A 15,667-nucleotide genomic window follows, 5' to 3' on the forward strand; every position below is an offset into this window, starting at 1 on the left:
GAACCGTCCTCATGAGAAAAGCCGGAATCCTCATGCCCATCACCGCGCTTCCCTCGCCATGGGGCGTGGGCACCATGGGTGCAGAAGCGCGCTCGTTCATCGACTTCCTCGCCGAGGCAGGCGTATCGGTCTGGCAGGTTCTGCCCATCGTGCCCACGAGCTTCGGAGATTCGCCCTACCAATCGTTTTCCACGTATGCGGGCAACCCCTACCTCATCGACCTCGACGACCTCGCCGCCGAGGGGCTTCTCGACCGCGCGGAGTACGCCGGCCGCACCTGGAGCTCCCAGGCCGACCGCGTGGACTACGGCGCGCTGTACGAGGCGCGATTCGATGTGCTCGCCTGCGCAGCGCGGCGGCTTACCAGCATGCACCCCGACGAGTTCTGCGCCTTCTGCAAGCGCGAGGCCTCCTGGCTGGATGACTATGCCCTCTTCATGGCCCTCAAGGAAGCCCATGGCGGCGCCTCGTGGAACACCTGGGAGGCAGCGCTCCGCCATCGCCAGCCCGTCGAGCTCGCTCGCGCGCGCATGGAGCTCGCCGACCGCGTGCGATTCTGGCAGGCGGTCCAGTGCCTGTTCTTCCGCCAGTGGGAGAGCCTGCGCATCTACGCCAGGACTGCAGGCATCCGCATCATGGGAGACCTCCCCTTCTATGTAGCCCTCGACAGTGCGGACGTCTGGGCGCACCCCGAGCAGTTCCAACTCGACGAAGAGCTGCGCCCCACCGAGATCGCCGGCGTTCCCCCCGACGGGTTCTCGGCCATTGGGCAGATCTGGGGGAACCCGCTCTTCGCATGGGACCGTATGAAAGCGGAAGGCTACGCTTGGTGGATCGACCGAATCTCGTTCCAGCTGCGCCTCTACGACATCCTGCGCATCGACCATTTCCGCGGCTTCGACTCCTATTTCGCCATCCCCACCGGGGCGGCAACCGCTGCGAGAGGACGTTGGCGGAAAGGCCCGGGCAAGGCGCTCTTCCAAGCGCTGCGGTTTGCCGTGGGCGATGTGAGCATCGTGGCGGAAGACCTGGGATACCTCACCCCGTCGGTGCGCCAACTCCTTGACGACACCGGGTTCCCCGGCATGAAGGTGCTCGAATTCGCCTTCGACACGCGCGATTCCGAGGCCGGAGACGACACCTATCTTCCGTTCGCGTATCCCGAAAACAGCGTAGCCTACGTTGGAACCCACGATAACGACACCGCGCTCGGATGGCTCGCCAACGCGCCCGCGCCCGATACCCGCACGGCACGCGAGTACCTCCGTCTCGACGACCGCGAGGGCGAGGGCTGGGGCATGATGCGCGGCATCTGGGCGAGCGCCTCGGAACTCGCCGTCGTGCAGATGCAAGACGTGCTGGAACTCGGCAGCGAGGCGCGCATCAACACCCCTTCAACCCTTGGAGGCAATTGGACTTGGCGGGCGCGCCCCGGCTTTGCGAGCAGATCGCTCGCAGCGCGCCTGCGCCACCAGCTTCACCTCTACCACCGCATTCCCGCTGATGAGGCGCGCGTGGCAACCGCCGCAAACGGCGCCGCAGAACCCACGAGCAAGGAGGACTGACATGAACCTCGAAACCAGCCTGGCAAGCACGCTCGAAGCCATGGGGACGAACCTCGACCAAGCAAGCCCGGAACAGCTGTTTTGCGCGCTTCTGCGCGTTACCCGCGACGTCGAGCTCAAGCAGAAACCGGCGCAGGGCGACCGAAAGCTCTACTACTTCTCCGCCGAGTTCCTCATCGGCAGGCTCCTCCGGGCCAACCTGCAGAACCTCGGCTTGCTCGACGATGCCGAGCGCATACTCGCCGAGCACGGGACCTCACTTGCCGAGGTCGAGGACCGCGAGCCCGAGCCCTCGCTCGGCAACGGCGGGCTGGGGCGCCTTGCGGCATGCTTTCTCGACTCCATCGCCTCTCTGGGCCTTCCCGGCGACGGCGTGGGGCTCAACTACCACTTCGGCCTCTTCCGCCAGGATCTTTCGCAGGGCGTGCAGCTCGAGAAGCCGAATCCCTGGATCGAGCCGGATTCCTGGCTCATCGAGACGGGCTCCTCGTTCACGGTGCCCTTCGGCTCGGGCGACCTTTCGGCCCGTATGTTCGACATCCAAATCCCCGGCTACAAGAACGGCGTGTGCAACCGCCTGCATCTCTTCGATGTCATCGACCCTGCGCCCGCACCCGAAAACGGCATCGCGTTCGACGCATCCGATGTGGCGCATCAGCTCACATCGTTCCTCTACCCCGACGATTCCACCGAGGAAGGGCGTCTTCTGCGCATATACCAGCAGTACTTCATGGTCTCGGCGGGGGCGCAGCTCATATTGAGCGAGCTTGCGGAGCGCGGGCACCAGCCTTCGGAACTCGACCGCTACGTGGCAATCCACATCAACGACACGCACCCCTCGATGGTCATCCCCGAGATGATCAGGCTCCTCATGGAAGACGGCATGCCATTCGACCAGGCGGCCGATGTGGTCGAGCGCACCTGCGCCTACACGAACCACACCATCCTCGCCGAGGCGCTCGAAACATGGCCCATGCGCTTCATCGAGCAGGTTGCCCCCGGTATCGCGCCCATCATCCGCAAGCTCGATGAGCGCGCTCGATCCCGCAGCAACGACGAGCGCGTTGCCGTCATCGATTCGAGCGACTGCGTGCACATGGCCCATATGGACGTTCACTTCTGTCATGCGGTGAACGGCGTGGCGGCGCTCCACACCCATATCCTCACGAGCTCCGAGATGCGCCCCTTCGCAGAGCTCTATCCCAGCAAGTTCTCCAACAAGACCAACGGCATCACCTTCCGGCGTTGGCTCCTCGACGCCAACCCCGCACTCGCCCGCTGCATCACCGAGCGAATCGGCGATGGCTGGGTAACTGACGCCCAGCAGCTGAGCGACCTGCTCTCGGTTGCCGATGCCGACGCGCTCACCGGCGAGCTCGAAGCGATCAAGCAGCACAACAAGCGCGCGCTCGCATCCTGGCTGCAGCGGACGCAGGGCATTAAGGTCGATCCCGAATCCGTCTTCGATATCCAGATCAAGCGCATGCATCAGTACAAGCGCCAGCAGATGAACGCCCTCTATGCCATCTGGAAGTATCTGCACATCAAGCGTGGAAACGTTCCCGCGCGCCCCGTCACCATGATCTTCGCTGCGAAGGCCGCACCCGCCTACGAGCTCGCCAAAGACACCATCGCGCTGCTGCTCGCACTCTCGCGCCTCATCGAGCAAGACCCCGCGGTCTCGCCCTGGCTGCGCCTTGTGATGGTCGAGAACTACAACGTCACCGCTGCCGAGCACCTCATCCCTGCCGCAGACATCTCCGAGCAGATCTCGCTCGCGTCGAAGGAGGCCAGCGGAACCTCGAACATGAAGTTCATGGCAAACGGCGCCGTAACGCTCGGCACGCTCGACGGCGCGAACGTCGAGATCGCCAACCTCGTGGGCGCAGAGAACATCTATCTCTTCGGTCGCTCGTCCGAAGAGGTCATCAAGCTCTACGAGACGGACGGCTACCACCCATGGGACCTCTGGCAACACGATCCCGAGATGGCCGAGGCGATCGACTTCATCGTCTCGCCTGAGCTTCTCGCATGCGGCAATGCCGCCGCGCTCGCTCGCGTGTACAGAGACTTCGTGGCGAAGGACTACTTCATGGCCCTGCTCGATGCGCGGGACTACGTAGCCACCAAGGAGCGCTGCCTCGCCGACTACGAAGACCGAGCGGCATGGGGGCGCAAGATGCTCATGAACATCGCGACATCCGGTTTCTTCTCGTCGGACCGAACGATTCGCGAATACAACGACGAGATCTGGCATCTGGGTTAGCCGGGGCGTGCGCCCAACGGTTGAAAGGAGTTTTTCATGACCAACGCACATGCTGATTGGTGGAAGCAGGCGGTAGTGTACCAGGTGTACCCGCGCAGCTTCTACGATGCCAACGGGGACGGCCTGGGCGACATCGCGGGCGCCACGGCAAAGATCGATTACCTGGCCGCTCTTGGCGTCGATGCCATCTGGCTCTCGCCGTTCTACCCGTCTCCCCTTATCGATGGCGGATATGATGTGGCGGACTACCGCGACGTAGACCCGCGCCTGGGCACGCTCGAAGACTTCGACAAGATGGCTGCAGCCGCCCACGCCGCCGGCATGAAGGTGATCGTGGACATCGTGCCCAACCATACGTCTACCGAGCACGAATGGTTCCGCGCAGCGCTCGCAGCGGGCCCCGGCTCTCCGGAGCGCGACCGCTACATCTTCCGCCCGGGCCGGGGCGAGCACGGGGAGCTGCCCCCCAACGGCTGGAAGTCGACCTTCGGCGGCCCGGCGTGGGAGCCGGTTGGCGACGGCGAATGGTATCTGCACCTCTTCGCTGTAGAGCAGGCCGACCTCAACTGGAAGAACCCCGAGGTCCACGAGGACTTCAAAACCACTCTGCGCTTCTGGAGCGACCGCGGCGCCGACGGCTTCCGCATCGATGTGGCCCATGCGCTTGCCAAGGATATCGACAGCCGCCCGCTTGAGGACTGGCCCGACGACCCCGGCCAATCGAGCCTTGCTCAGAGCGGCAGCGGCGACGAGAACCCGCTCTGGGATCGCCCGGAGGTCCACGACATCTACCGCGAGTGGCGCCAGGTGTTCAACGAGTACGAGCCGGCGCGCTTTGCCGTCGGCGAAGCATGGGTGGCGCCCGAACATCAGTGGATGTACGCCTCCACCGATGAGCTTGGCCAGGTCTTCAACTTCGAATTCGCCAAGAAGAACTGGTTCGCCGCCGACTTCCGGCTCGCCATCGAGGAGGGCCTCGATGCTGCCGAGCGCTCGAAGTCGACGACCACATGGGTCCTCTCCAACCACGATGTCCCGCGCCACGCAACCCGGTTCGCCCTTCCGCAGGTGCCTTCGAGCACCCACCACCAGATTGCAACCGACTGGCTGCTGCGCGACGGCACGACCTACTACGAGGATCGCGAGGCGGGCACCCGGCGCTCTCGCGCGGCACTCCTCATGGAGCTCGGGCTCCCTGGATCGGTCTATCTCTATCAGGGCGAGGAGCTCGGCCTCTTTGAGGTTGCTGATATCCCGTGGGGGGCGCTCGAGGACCCGCAGGCGCAGATGACCGCCCACGGCGACGCCATCAAGGGCCGCGACGGATGCCGCGTCCCGCTCCCGTGGACATCGCTCGATGCGACAGGCGACTTCGGCTTCTCCGGCCCTGCCGACCACGCCGCCCCGCACCTTCCGCAACCGGCGTGGTTCGCCCAGTTCGCCGTCGACGTCGAAGAGGGCGACGAGGCTTCGATGCTCAGCTTCTACCGCGCCGCCCTCGCGCTTCGTCGCGCGTTGATCGTGCCCACGGGCGATACATCGCTCGCGTGGGACGAAGCCAACGCAGGCGACGTGGTTGCCTACCAGCGCCCGCTTGCCGACGGCCGCACACTCGTGAGCATGACGAACTTCGGAGCGGCGCCGGCAGCACTGCCCGCAGGAGAGGTGCTCATCGCCTCCGCTGAGCTCGTCGACGGCAAGCTCCCCCAAGACGCTTCCGCTTGGATCGCCTGCGCCTAGAGACGCAGACGATACGCCGCGCGCCGGCAGGCATAGCACAGGCGCGCTCAACCCCGGGCTGCAAGCCGCTATCCATATGGCTCGCAGCCCGGTTTTTTCTGCCCAACGCAAAGCGCGCCCGCAGCTTCTCGGAGCTGCGGGCGCGCTGCATGAAGCGAGCGAATCTGTAAGCGCTACTTCACGGCACCGTTGGTGACGCCGCCGATGATCTGCTTCTGCGCCACGATGTAGAAGATGATCATGGGGAGCATGGCGAGCAGGTACGAGGCGAACGCGAGGTTGTAGTTCGTCGCGAACGCGGTCTGGAAGTTCATCTGCGCGAGCGGCAGGGTGTTCACGCCCGAGCCGCCCATGATGACGAGCGGGGTCATGACGTCGTTCCACACGGCCAGTCCGGTGATAACGGCGACGGTCGCATGCATGGGCTTCATGAGCGGGAAGATGATCTTCCAGTACGTCGTCCAGGTGCTCGCACCGTCCACGCGCGCGGCCTCCTCGAGCGCCACGGGGACGTTACGCAGGTAGCCCGTGTAGAGCATCATGTTCATGGGCATGTAGAAGACCACGTAGAGCACCATGACGCCCACCATGTTGTCGAGGTGCATCACGGCGGTCTGCTTGACGAGCGGCATCATGAGGATCGCGAACGGCACGTACATGCCGGCGATGATGAAGTAGTAGGAAACCTTGAAGATCTTCTTGCGATCCATATTGCGCCCGATGGCGTATGCCGCGAGGCTGTGCACGAGAATCGACACGACCACGGCCGCAACCGTGATGATGAGCGAGTTCATGAACGACCGGAAGAAGTCGGTGACCCGCATGGCCTCGATGAAGTTGTCGAGGCTCCACGTGCTCGGCAGCGACAGGATGCCCGCGATGTCGTTGGTCATCTCGGACGGGTCCTTGAACGCGATGACGACCGCCATGTACAGCGGGAAGACGATGGTGATGAGACCCACGATGAGCAGGATGGTCACAGGCCAGTTGACCCGCTCCTTGACTTTTGCCTTTGCCATTAGAGCTGCTCCTCCTTACTGTTCAAGAACTTGGTCTGCAGGATCGAGACCACAGCGATGAGGATGAAGAAGATCACCGCGTTGGCGCACTGGAACCCGAACTGGCTGTTGTTGAGACCGTTCTGGTAGATAAGGTACGAGATGGACTCGGTGGACTGCGCCGGGCCGCCGGAGGTCATGGACACGATCTGGTCGAACACCATGAGCATGTCCTTCATGACGAGCACCATGTTGGTGGTGATGGAGGGCATGATGAGCGGGAACGTGATGTAGCGGAACTTATCCCAGCCGGTCGCGCCGTCAAGCGCGCCCGCCTCGTACACGTCTTCGGGCACTGAGGAGAGGCCGGTGATGTAGATGATCGTGGTCTGCGCGCACGCCTGCCACACCAGCACGACCACGATCGCGACCCAGGCCCACTCGGTGCTCGCGAGCATCGACGTGGTACCGGTGAGGGCCGGCAGGATGTATGTGAAGAAGTAGCTGAAGACGTAGCCCACGACCAAGCCACCGAGAATGCGGGGCACGAAGTACACGCCGCGGAGCGCGCTCTTGAACTTGATCTTGCTCGAGAGGCCTATCGCGAGCGTCAGGCTGATCACGTTCGTGAGGATCGTGGCCACGATAGCGACCTTGAACGTGAAGAGATACGAGTTGAGCACGCGCGTATCGGTGAACAGGTCGATGTAGTTCTGGATGCCCACGATGCTGAACGAGCCATAGCCCTTGGAGTCCGTGAAGCTGTAGAAGAAGCCCGTGATGAGCGGGATCGTATTGAAGAGAACGAAGATCACCAAGACGGGGATGAGAATCGCCATGAACGTGCGATTGCGCGCCGACCCGATCTTGGCCTTTGCGGTTTGAGCCATGTGTATACCCCCTTACTCCTGCGCGGCTTCCTGCACCTTGCGGATGACCGTCTTGTTGTAGCGCTGCCACAGCGAGTCCCAGTTCTCCAGGAACGCGTCCACGTCGCCGTCCATGAGGAAGGCCTGGAGCCGTGCGTCGCACGCCATGCCGGAGGGATACGAGTGGTCGGGATAGTCGATGACCTTGCCCGCATCGAGGAACTCCTGGATGTCGTCGAAGAGCGGGTCAAGTGTGAAATCGCCCTCGATGCAGGGGATGGCCTTCTGGTCGTCGCAATAGGTCTGGAGGTTGTCGGGCTCGTTCAAGAAGTCGATGACCTCATAGACCAGCTCGCGGTGATCCTCGTTCGCCACCGTCATGTTCCAGCATAGGTCCACGCCGGAAACGACGAGACGGTCCTCGGGATCGTCGGCGGCGGGCATGGCGAAGAGGCCCACGTTCATGTCGGGGTTGGCCGAGAGAATCTGCGGCACCGCGAACGAGCCGCAGGGGAACATGGCGCTCTGGCCGCGCGCGAACGCGGTGCAGGCGTCCTCATAGCTGTAGGCGAACGGGCCTTCCTCACCATACTGCAGCAGCTGGTAGAGCTTCTCAGCGGGCTCGCGATAGTAGTCGGCGAACTTCGCCTCGCCAGCGTTCACCTTGCGGATATGGTCTTGCGGCACCAGGTCGACCAAGATGGAGTTCCACGGCGAGAGGATGGTCCACGTATCGAGGAATCCGAGATACAGCGGCAGCACCTCGCCCTCCGCCTTGATCTCTTCGCACAGCGCGATGAACTCGTCCCAGGTCTCGGGGATGTCCCAGCCTTTCTCGGCGAACATGTCCTTGTTGTAGAGCATGCCCGCGGCGTTGGCGATGTAGGGCACGCCGTAGATGCCGTCCATGGGAACGTAGGTGACGCTCTTCATGATGTCCTGATAGGCCTGCTGCACCTGCGCCATGCCCGGATACTCGGTCATGTCGGCCAGGATGTTCGAGTCCACGAAGTCGGCGTACGAGGCGTCGCCGCCGATGGCCACCACGTCGGGGTAGTCCTCGCGCACGAAGCGCGTCTTCATGATGGTCACGGCATCGTTGGGGCTGGTGAAGTTGAGATAGATATGGTCGTTCGACTCGTTGAACTCCGCCATGAGCGCCTCGAAGATGCTGACCGCCTCGCGCTTGTACGAGACGAATTCAACCTCGGTCTTGCCGTCCGAGCGCGTCTCGGAACAGCCGCCGAGCATGAGCGACGCCGCCCCCGCAGCCGAGAGCCCCAGGAGCGAGCGGCGCGAAATTGGCTTGGTAAGCATGCTTTGCCCTCCTCCTGAATGCTAGTGAACGATGGCGAGCTCGGTGTCCTTGTCGAACACGTGCAGCTTATCGACATCGAAGGCGACCTTGATGCGGCTACCGGTGCGAACGGGGTTGGTCGCAGAGATGTGCGCGGACACCTGGCCGCCGTCCACATCGCCGTAGATCATGGCCTCGGAGCCCAGGAGCTCGTAGACGGTCACCGTCGCATCGATCTGCTCGGAGAGCGCCTTGCCCTCGGCATACTCGTGCTCCTCCACCACATCCTCCGGACGGATGCCCATGACGACGACCTTGCCCACATACGGCTTGAGCGCGGCTGCCTTGGCATCGGGCAGGGTGACAGCGTTCGATCCAAAGGCAAGGGCCACCGCGCCGTCCTTCTCGACCACCGTGGCATCGATGAAGTTCATCTGGGGCGACCCGATGAAGCCGGCCACGAACAGGTTGCAGGGCTCGCTATACAGCTTGGACGGGGTGTCGACCTGTTGCATCACGCCGTCCTTCATCACGACGATGCGGGTGCCGAGCGTCATGGCCTCGGTCTGGTCGTGCGTGACGTAGATGATGGTGGCGCCCAGGCGATCATGCAGCTTCGAGATCTCGGCGCGCATCTGCACGCGGAGCTTCGCATCGAGGTTGGAGAGCGGCTCGTCCATGAGGTAAACCTTGGGGCGACGCACGATGGCGCGGCCCATGGCGACGCGCTGGCGCTGGCCGCCGGAAAGCGCAGACGGCTTGCGGTCGAGAAGCTTCTCGAGGTCAAGGATGCGCGCGGCCTCGTGCACGGCCTTGTCGATGTCGGCCTGCGGGACCTTGCGGAGCTTCAACGGGAACGCCATGTTGTCGTAGACCGTCATATGCGGGTAAAGCGCGTAGGTCTGGAAGACCATGGCGATGTCTCGGTCGGCCGGCTCAACGTCGTTCACGACCCTGCCATCAATCTTCAGCGTGCCGGAGGTGATGTCTTCCAGGCCGGCAATCATGCGCAGCGTCGTGGATTTGCCGCAGCCCGACGGACCGACGAAGATGATAAACTCCTTGTCCTCGATCTCGAGATTGAAGTCCTTCACCCCCTCAAAGCCATTTGGGTACGTCTTGCCAATGTGTTCGAGCGAAAGTCCAGCCATCGAGCGACCCCTTCCATCGCAAGTCCTTGCTTTGTACATGGCGACAGACAAAGCGTTCCATGCAGCATGGTAAAAAAATATCTTTTTGCTAGGAAGTCCATGTATTTAGGTATATTTGTATACAATCTTATTGTTCGCGCAGGTATATCGCACTAAATAATTGTTGACAATATGCTAAGTTTTCGTTAAGTGGTAGCTATTATTACGTGAACGGCATAGCAGAAAGATTTGGCGCAAAGAATTGCCGCAGGTTATCTATCCTATCGAGATAAAACCGTCTATGATGGGGACGGAGTATCTCAATATAAGTCCGTATACCAAAGAACAGTTTATATTGCGATATTATATATCATAATACGCACTGTATAGCATTATGATATGTTACTAAGCAAGACCGTGAGCCAGGAGGCGAGACCGTGAGAGCACATGAAGTCGAGTTCTCGACGTTTGAAGGCGGTATTTTTACCGATCTCGTCCCGTATCAGTACGGACGCGAAGTATGCGAACCCGGCCACGCCTTCGGTCCCGCGCGCCGGAGTCACTATCTCTTTCATTACATCATCCAAGGATCCGGCTCGCTTACCGCAATCAACGAATCGGGGAGCCAGGCATTCTATGACATCAAAGCCGGTGAAGGGTTCCTTATCTTTCCCGGGCAGACCACGACCTACGTTGCCGACCTCATCGACCCTTGGGAATACATCTGGATTGAATTTGACGGCTCGCATGTAAAAGCTTCGCTCGACCACATCGGGTTCTCCCCTACGGGCCCCATCTATCGAATGGCCGACCCAGCGGCTCGCGACGAGATGCTCGGCGCCATGAGGCGCATACTCGAGCACAGAAACGACTCGCCCCTATATCTCGTGGGGTACACATACCTCTTCTTCGACGCATTCTTGCGGTCCGCAGAGTCGCATCGCATCCCTCAAACCACCAAGTTGCATGGCTTCTATATCGACAGCGCTCTTTCCTTTATCGAGAAGAACTACCAGTCAGATGTGAGTATCGAAGACATCGCCCGGTATATCGGGCTCAATCGAAGCTACTTCGGCAAGGTCTTCAAAGAGGGCATGGGCGTGTCGCCGCAGCAGTTCCTCATCGGATACCGCATGGAAAAAGCATGCGAGCTCCTTAAGCTCTCATCGCTTTCCATCGGAGAGGTCGGGCGCTCTGTGGGCTATCCGAACCAGCTGCACTTCTCGCGGGCGTTCCGCAACACCTACGGCACATCCCCGCGCACCTGGCGCCAGCAGCACACCGTTCGCTAAGGTGTAATTCCCTCTGTCCTGATTTGCAAAATTCCCTCTGTCCTGATTTCACATGGCGGGGCGAGAGAAGACCTCTCGCCCCCGCTGCGTGCTGCCTACTGGCGCTCGTACCAGGCAAACCCCCAGGCGGGAAGCTCGAATGTCTCGAGTTCCGCCTGTTCGCCGGATATGAGGTTCCTATACCGCGCGCGCTCGGGCATCCAGATGGTCTTGCTCGCACCACTGAAGTTGAACACGGCATGGAGCGTTTCCTCGCCGCACTCGCGCACAATCCAAAGTACCGCCGGATCGCTATAGTCCTTCGGATACCATGCTGCCTCAGACCCGAAGACGGGGTCCTCGCGCCGGATGCGTTCGAGCTCGTCGAGCCCGGCGAAGATTTGGCTCTGAACCGTTCCCGCCTGCTCGATGTTCGCAACCAGCTCCCACGAAAACTGTCCGCGATGGATATAGCGCGAATCATCCGCTTTCTCGGGATCGTCCCGATAAGCATAGTCGTTGACCTGGCCGACCTCGTCTCCGCTGTAGATGATCGGCAAACCCGATTGCGTGAACATATAGGCATGGAGCATGAGGTCCTTGCGCACGGCAACCTCCATAGCCTCGGCATTGCCCTCGAAGCCCGCGGCCTCGATGCCGCACATGGAAGCCGTCGTGGCGCAGAAGCGCGCGTCCCCCGTAACCGGATCGGCGTTGTAGAGTGCCCCACGGCTCGGGCTTCCGGGGATGTTGCCCAAGAAGTAGTCGTTCAGGTACCGCTTATGCGGCACCTCCTCTTGGCCCCAACCTCTAAGCGTCTGGTAATCGAGGCCCCACCCTATGTCGTCGTGACAGCGCAGGTAGTTAAGGAAGGTGTACTCCTTGGGCAGGGTGCAGACCGCATCGAGCTGCTGGCGCAGGAGGCGCGTATCTTCTGTGGCTACGGTATGCCAGGTAGTCGCCATGGTCGTCACGTTGTACAGCATGTGGCACTCAGGCTTTTCAACGGTACCGAAGTACGGAACAACCTCGACAGGAGCCATCACGACCTCGCCCAACAACGCAACCCCGGGGCACACGACCTCTCCGATCATACGCATCATGCGCACGAGCGTATGGACCTGCGGAAGGTTGCGGCAGTTGGTGCCAAGCTGCTTCCAGATATAGGGAACCGCATCGAGGCGCATGATATCGATGCCCTGATTCGCCAGATACAGGAAGTTGTACATCATCTCGTTGAAGACGCGGGGGTTCCTGTAGTTGAGGTCCCATTGGTACGGGTAGAACTGCGTCATGACGCATTGCCCGAGCTCAGGCAGATAGGTCCAGTGACCCGGCGCCGTGGTGGGGAACACCTGCGGCACATCGCGAGAGTACTGGTCAATCACCTCTTGATTGGATTCGAAGAAGTACCTGCTCATGTACTCGCCCTCGCCCGCCCGCGCGCGGCGGGCCCATTCGTGCTCTTCGGACGTATGGTTCATCACGAAGTCCATGCACAGGCTCATGCCCCGCTCATGACAGGCGGAGGCGAGGTGCGCGAGCTCGTCCATCGTGCCGAGCCCCGGCTGCACGCGGCGGAAATCCTTTACCGCATAGCCGCCATCGGAACGGCTTTTGTCGGACGGGGTATCGAGGAACGGCATGAGGTGGATGTAGTTCACATGACAGCGCTCGAGATAGGGAAGCTTTTCCTCGACGCCCTTGATGGTGCCGGCGAAGTTGTCGATATACATCTGCATGCCGAGCATGTCCTGGCTCCGATACCACGCGCCCTCCTGTTCGCGCGCGATATCGAGCTTCCGGAGCGCTTCTGAGCGCTCGTCCGAGAAGCGTCGCATACGGTCGATGAGCTCAGCGAACATGTCGCCGTTGTCGTAAAGCTCCATGTAGAGCCAGCGAAGCTCATCATGGTGGCGCGCGAGCCGGGATTCGAACGAGGAATCGCGCGCGGGCCGCGCGGGCGACTTCGTGGGCGCCGCCTTGCCGCGTGCGGCGGGCGCATTCGATGCGGTCATGGATTTCGGTGCGGCAATGGATTTCTTCGATGATGACGACATACGCTCCCTCGAAAACGAGACAGGGCGGCCTGAGCGTGCCGCCGGTTACAACGTCGAAGCGGTTCGAGCTTTCGAACGCGTATGTTTGTCGCCGCTAATTACTATAGCGCCCTTAGCCCGCGGCAAGCAAGATGATTTGCCCAACGAGATAGACGACGGGCGTAAGAAGGCACAGGACCACTCCGGCGATGGACGCCACCGTTCCGATGGAGCACGTCAGGTCGCGCCGATAGTCCTCTCGCCGCGCCTCCCGCGCGAGCCGGAATCCGACAACGGCGGCAACGGCACCGATGAGCTGGATCGGAATGAACGGGCAAAAGGAGACGGCCATCGCGGCAACTCCGATAACGATCGAGGCGATATCTTTTCGCATAGCTACCTTCCTCTGTGCCGAACCGAGCGCGATCGGAGCAGGCAAACGAGCGAACGCATGGCCCATTATACGACGCGAGGCCCAGATTGGGGCATGTCCGTCATAACCGCTGCTCGCTTTGCCTCCCCGGATGCGAGGTGCCGAAGAAAAAGGCTGGCACCCCTTTCGAGGTGCCAGCCGAGACGAAAAGCGTGTCGAAAACCTAGGCCTTTAGCACACGCCCTGGGCCATCATGGCATCGGCAACCTTCATGAAGCCGGCGATGTTGGCACCCATCACGAAGTTGCCCTCATGGCCGTATTCACGTGCCGTGTCGTCCACGTTGTGGAACATACCGCGCATGAGCTCCTCGAGCTTGCCATCGACCTCGTCGAACGTCCAGGAAAGATGCTCTGCGTTCTGGCTCATCTCGAGGCCAGACACGAGCACGCCGCCGGCGTTCGCCGCCTTACCGGGCATGAAGGCAACGCCGTGCTCCATGAGGTAGATGGTCGCATCCGGCGTGGTGGGCATGTTGGCGCCCTCGCCCACAACCTTGCAGCCATTCGCCGCGAGCGCCTGAGCGTCCTCGAGCGTCAGGGTGTTCTCGCGAGCGCACGGCAGAGCGACGTCGCACGGAAGCTGCCATACGCCGCGACCTTCTCCCTCGTGCCAGGTGGCACCAGGACGCTGGTCGACGTACATGGCAAGGCTCACGCCCTGATCATGGCCGGAACGCTTGGCGTTGTAGATGTCTTCAAGCACCTTGTAGTCGATGCCCTCGGGATCCTCGACCCAACCCTTGGTATCGGAGCATGCAATGGTCTTGCCACCAAGCTGGGCGACCTTCTGGATTGCATAGATGGCGACGTTGCCAGAACCATGAACGACAACGCTCTTGCCCTCAAACGAATCGCCCTGGCTCTTCAGATACTCATCCACGAAGTAGACCAGGCCGTAACCCGTGGCCTCGGTGCGCGCGAGCGAGCCGCCGAACGTCAGACCCTTGCCGGTCAGCACGCCCGACCACTCGTTGCGAAGGCGCTTGTACTGCCCGAACAGGTAACCGATCTCGCGACCGCCCACGCCAAGGTCGCCAGCAGGAACGTCGGTGTTGGGACCGATGTGGCGGAAAAGCTCGGTCATGAAGGACTGGCAGAACGCCATGATCTCGCGGTTGGATTTACCCTTGGGGTCGAAATCCGAACCGCCCTTGCCGCCACCCATGGGCAGCGTGGTGAGCGCGTTCTTGAAAATCTGCTCGAAGCCCAGGAATTTAAGCATGCCGACGGTCACCGTTGGGTTGAAGCGCAGACCGCCCTTGTAGGGCCCGATCGCAGAGCTGAACTCGACGCGATAGCCGCGGTTGACCTGCACCTTGCCCGCATCATCGACCCACGGTACGCGGAACATGATGACGCGCTCGGGCTCGACCAAGCGGTCAAGCAGGCTCGCCTCCTCGAACTCGGGATGCGCCTCGACGGCAGGCTCGATGGTCTCGAGCACCTCGATCGCAGCCTGCAGAAACTCGGGCTGGTCGGCATAGCGCTCGCGCAGCTCGTCGATCACACGCTGGGTATAGCTCATGCGATTCTCCTATCGATGTGTTTCCCTCGCTACCGTTGGAAGCAACGGCAACGTTGTGGCCGCAGGAATTGTACTTCAACCGGGTTGCCGTACGGTCAATGCGCTGAATCGTAACGTGTCCGCAACACGCTCAGCACCGACACGAACCGGGCGCCCTTCTACTTTTCGTACAGCAACGAAAGCAAAGCAGGAAACAAAGGCCGCACGCCGTTCATCAAGAATCCACGAAGGCGACGAAAAAACGAGGCCGGCACCAAAAAGATGCCGGGCTCGAACGATTGCTGGAGCGGGCGACGGGAATCGAACCCGCGTCATCAGCTTGGAAGGCTGGGGTTCTACCATTGAACTACGCCCGCGATATGGTCGGGACGACAGGATTCGAACCTGCGGCATCGTGCTCCCAAAGCACGCGCGCTACCAGACTGCGCCACGTCCCGACGTCCAGAGCAAGCATTATAGAGGTTTCTCTTCATCTGGGCAACGCCCAGTTCGCGCTACCCCAAGGAACGCACGCGGTGTACATGAGTCGCTC

The 15,667-nt window shown here is 61.5% G+C and carries 11 protein-coding genes and 2 tRNA genes; 4 read left to right on the top strand and 9 right to left on the bottom strand.

All coding sequences use genetic code 11. The features are described 5' to 3' along the window. Nucleotides 1–11: 11 nt before the first annotated feature. Genes malQ through GJE22_RS03800 form a run of 3 tightly spaced genes read left to right on the top strand, consistent with a single transcriptional unit; the run spans nucleotide 12 to nucleotide 5,571 of the window. Complete coding sequence (malQ, locus tag GJE22_RS03790) at nucleotides 12–1,565, top strand: 4-alpha-glucanotransferase (protein ID WP_144688149.1); 1,554 nt, start codon at nucleotides 12–14, stop codon at nucleotides 1,563–1,565. Between the two features lies 1 nt (nucleotide 1,566). Continuing rightward, on the top strand, nucleotides 1,567–3,831 hold the full coding sequence (locus GJE22_RS03795) for a glycogen/starch/alpha-glucan phosphorylase (protein ID WP_144688148.1): 2,265 nt from the start codon (nucleotides 1,567–1,569) through the stop codon (nucleotides 3,829–3,831). Between the two features lie 36 nt (nucleotides 3,832–3,867). Next, the gene (locus tag GJE22_RS03800; protein ID WP_144688147.1) at nucleotides 3,868–5,571 is read left to right on the top strand and encodes a glycoside hydrolase family 13 protein; all 1,704 of its coding nucleotides are present in this window, start codon (nucleotides 3,868–3,870) and stop codon (nucleotides 5,569–5,571) included. Nucleotides 5,572–5,744: 173 nt separating this feature from the next. Here GJE22_RS03800 and GJE22_RS03805 read toward each other — a convergent pair whose 3' ends face one another. The 4 genes from GJE22_RS03805 to GJE22_RS03820 are packed head-to-tail and all read right to left on the bottom strand — an operon-like array spanning nucleotide 5,745 to nucleotide 9,886. Beyond that, complete coding sequence (locus GJE22_RS03805; RefSeq protein ID WP_019128197.1) at nucleotides 5,745–6,590, bottom strand: carbohydrate ABC transporter permease; 846 nt, start codon at nucleotides 6,588–6,590, stop codon at nucleotides 5,745–5,747. Beyond that, nucleotides 6,590–7,459: a carbohydrate ABC transporter permease gene (locus GJE22_RS03810; RefSeq protein WP_144688146.1), complete on the bottom strand. Its 870-nt coding sequence runs from the start codon at nucleotides 7,457–7,459 to the stop codon at nucleotides 6,590–6,592. The genes GJE22_RS03805 and GJE22_RS03810 overlap by 1 nt, the downstream gene beginning before the upstream one ends. Nucleotides 7,460–7,471: 12 nt before the next feature. Next, nucleotides 7,472–8,755, bottom strand: coding sequence for an ABC transporter substrate-binding protein (locus GJE22_RS03815; protein ID WP_087185666.1), 1,284 nt, complete (start codon nucleotides 8,753–8,755; stop codon nucleotides 7,472–7,474). Nucleotides 8,756–8,776: 21 nt separating this feature from the next. Beyond that, nucleotides 8,777–9,886: an ABC transporter ATP-binding protein gene (locus tag GJE22_RS03820; RefSeq protein ID WP_022350051.1), complete on the bottom strand. Its 1,110-nt coding sequence runs from the start codon at nucleotides 9,884–9,886 to the stop codon at nucleotides 8,777–8,779. Nucleotides 9,887–10,302: 416 nt separating this feature from the next. Here GJE22_RS03820 and GJE22_RS10225 point away from each other — a divergent pair, with 416 nt between their 5' ends. Beyond that, nucleotides 10,303–11,157 carry an AraC family transcriptional regulator gene (locus tag GJE22_RS10225; RefSeq protein WP_144688145.1) on the top strand — a complete coding sequence of 285 codons (855 nt, stop codon included), beginning with the start codon at nucleotides 10,303–10,305 and terminating at the stop codon, nucleotides 11,155–11,157. A gap of 95 nt (nucleotides 11,158–11,252) precedes the next feature. On the opposite strand, the gene GJE22_RS03830 is transcribed toward GJE22_RS10225, so the two are convergent. From GJE22_RS03830 to GJE22_RS03850, 5 genes are all read right to left on the bottom strand, one after another. Beyond that, on the bottom strand, nucleotides 11,253–13,196 hold the full coding sequence (locus GJE22_RS03830) for an amylosucrase (RefSeq protein WP_235895806.1): 1,944 nt from the start codon (nucleotides 13,194–13,196) through the stop codon (nucleotides 11,253–11,255). A 112-nt stretch (nucleotides 13,197–13,308) separates the two neighbouring features. After that, on the bottom strand, nucleotides 13,309–13,569 hold the full coding sequence (locus tag GJE22_RS03835; RefSeq protein ID WP_144688144.1) for a hypothetical protein: 261 nt from the start codon (nucleotides 13,567–13,569) through the stop codon (nucleotides 13,309–13,311). 210 nt (nucleotides 13,570–13,779) lie between these two features. After that, nucleotides 13,780–15,135, bottom strand: a complete 1,356-nt coding sequence (gene gdhA, locus GJE22_RS03840) for an NADP-specific glutamate dehydrogenase (RefSeq protein WP_144688143.1) — start codon at nucleotides 15,133–15,135, stop codon at nucleotides 13,780–13,782. Nucleotides 15,136–15,417: 282 nt separating this feature from the next. Beyond that, a tRNA-Gly gene (locus GJE22_RS03845) sits at nucleotides 15,418–15,491 on the bottom strand. A 4-nt stretch (nucleotides 15,492–15,495) separates the two neighbouring features. Then, nucleotides 15,496–15,572, bottom strand: a tRNA-Pro gene (locus GJE22_RS03850). Nucleotides 15,573–15,667: the final 95 nt, after the last annotated feature.

Source organism: Enorma shizhengliae (genome assembly GCF_009676995.1).
In the GTDB taxonomy this organism is placed as follows: Bacteria; Actinomycetota; Coriobacteriia; order Coriobacteriales; family Coriobacteriaceae; genus Enorma; species Enorma massiliensis.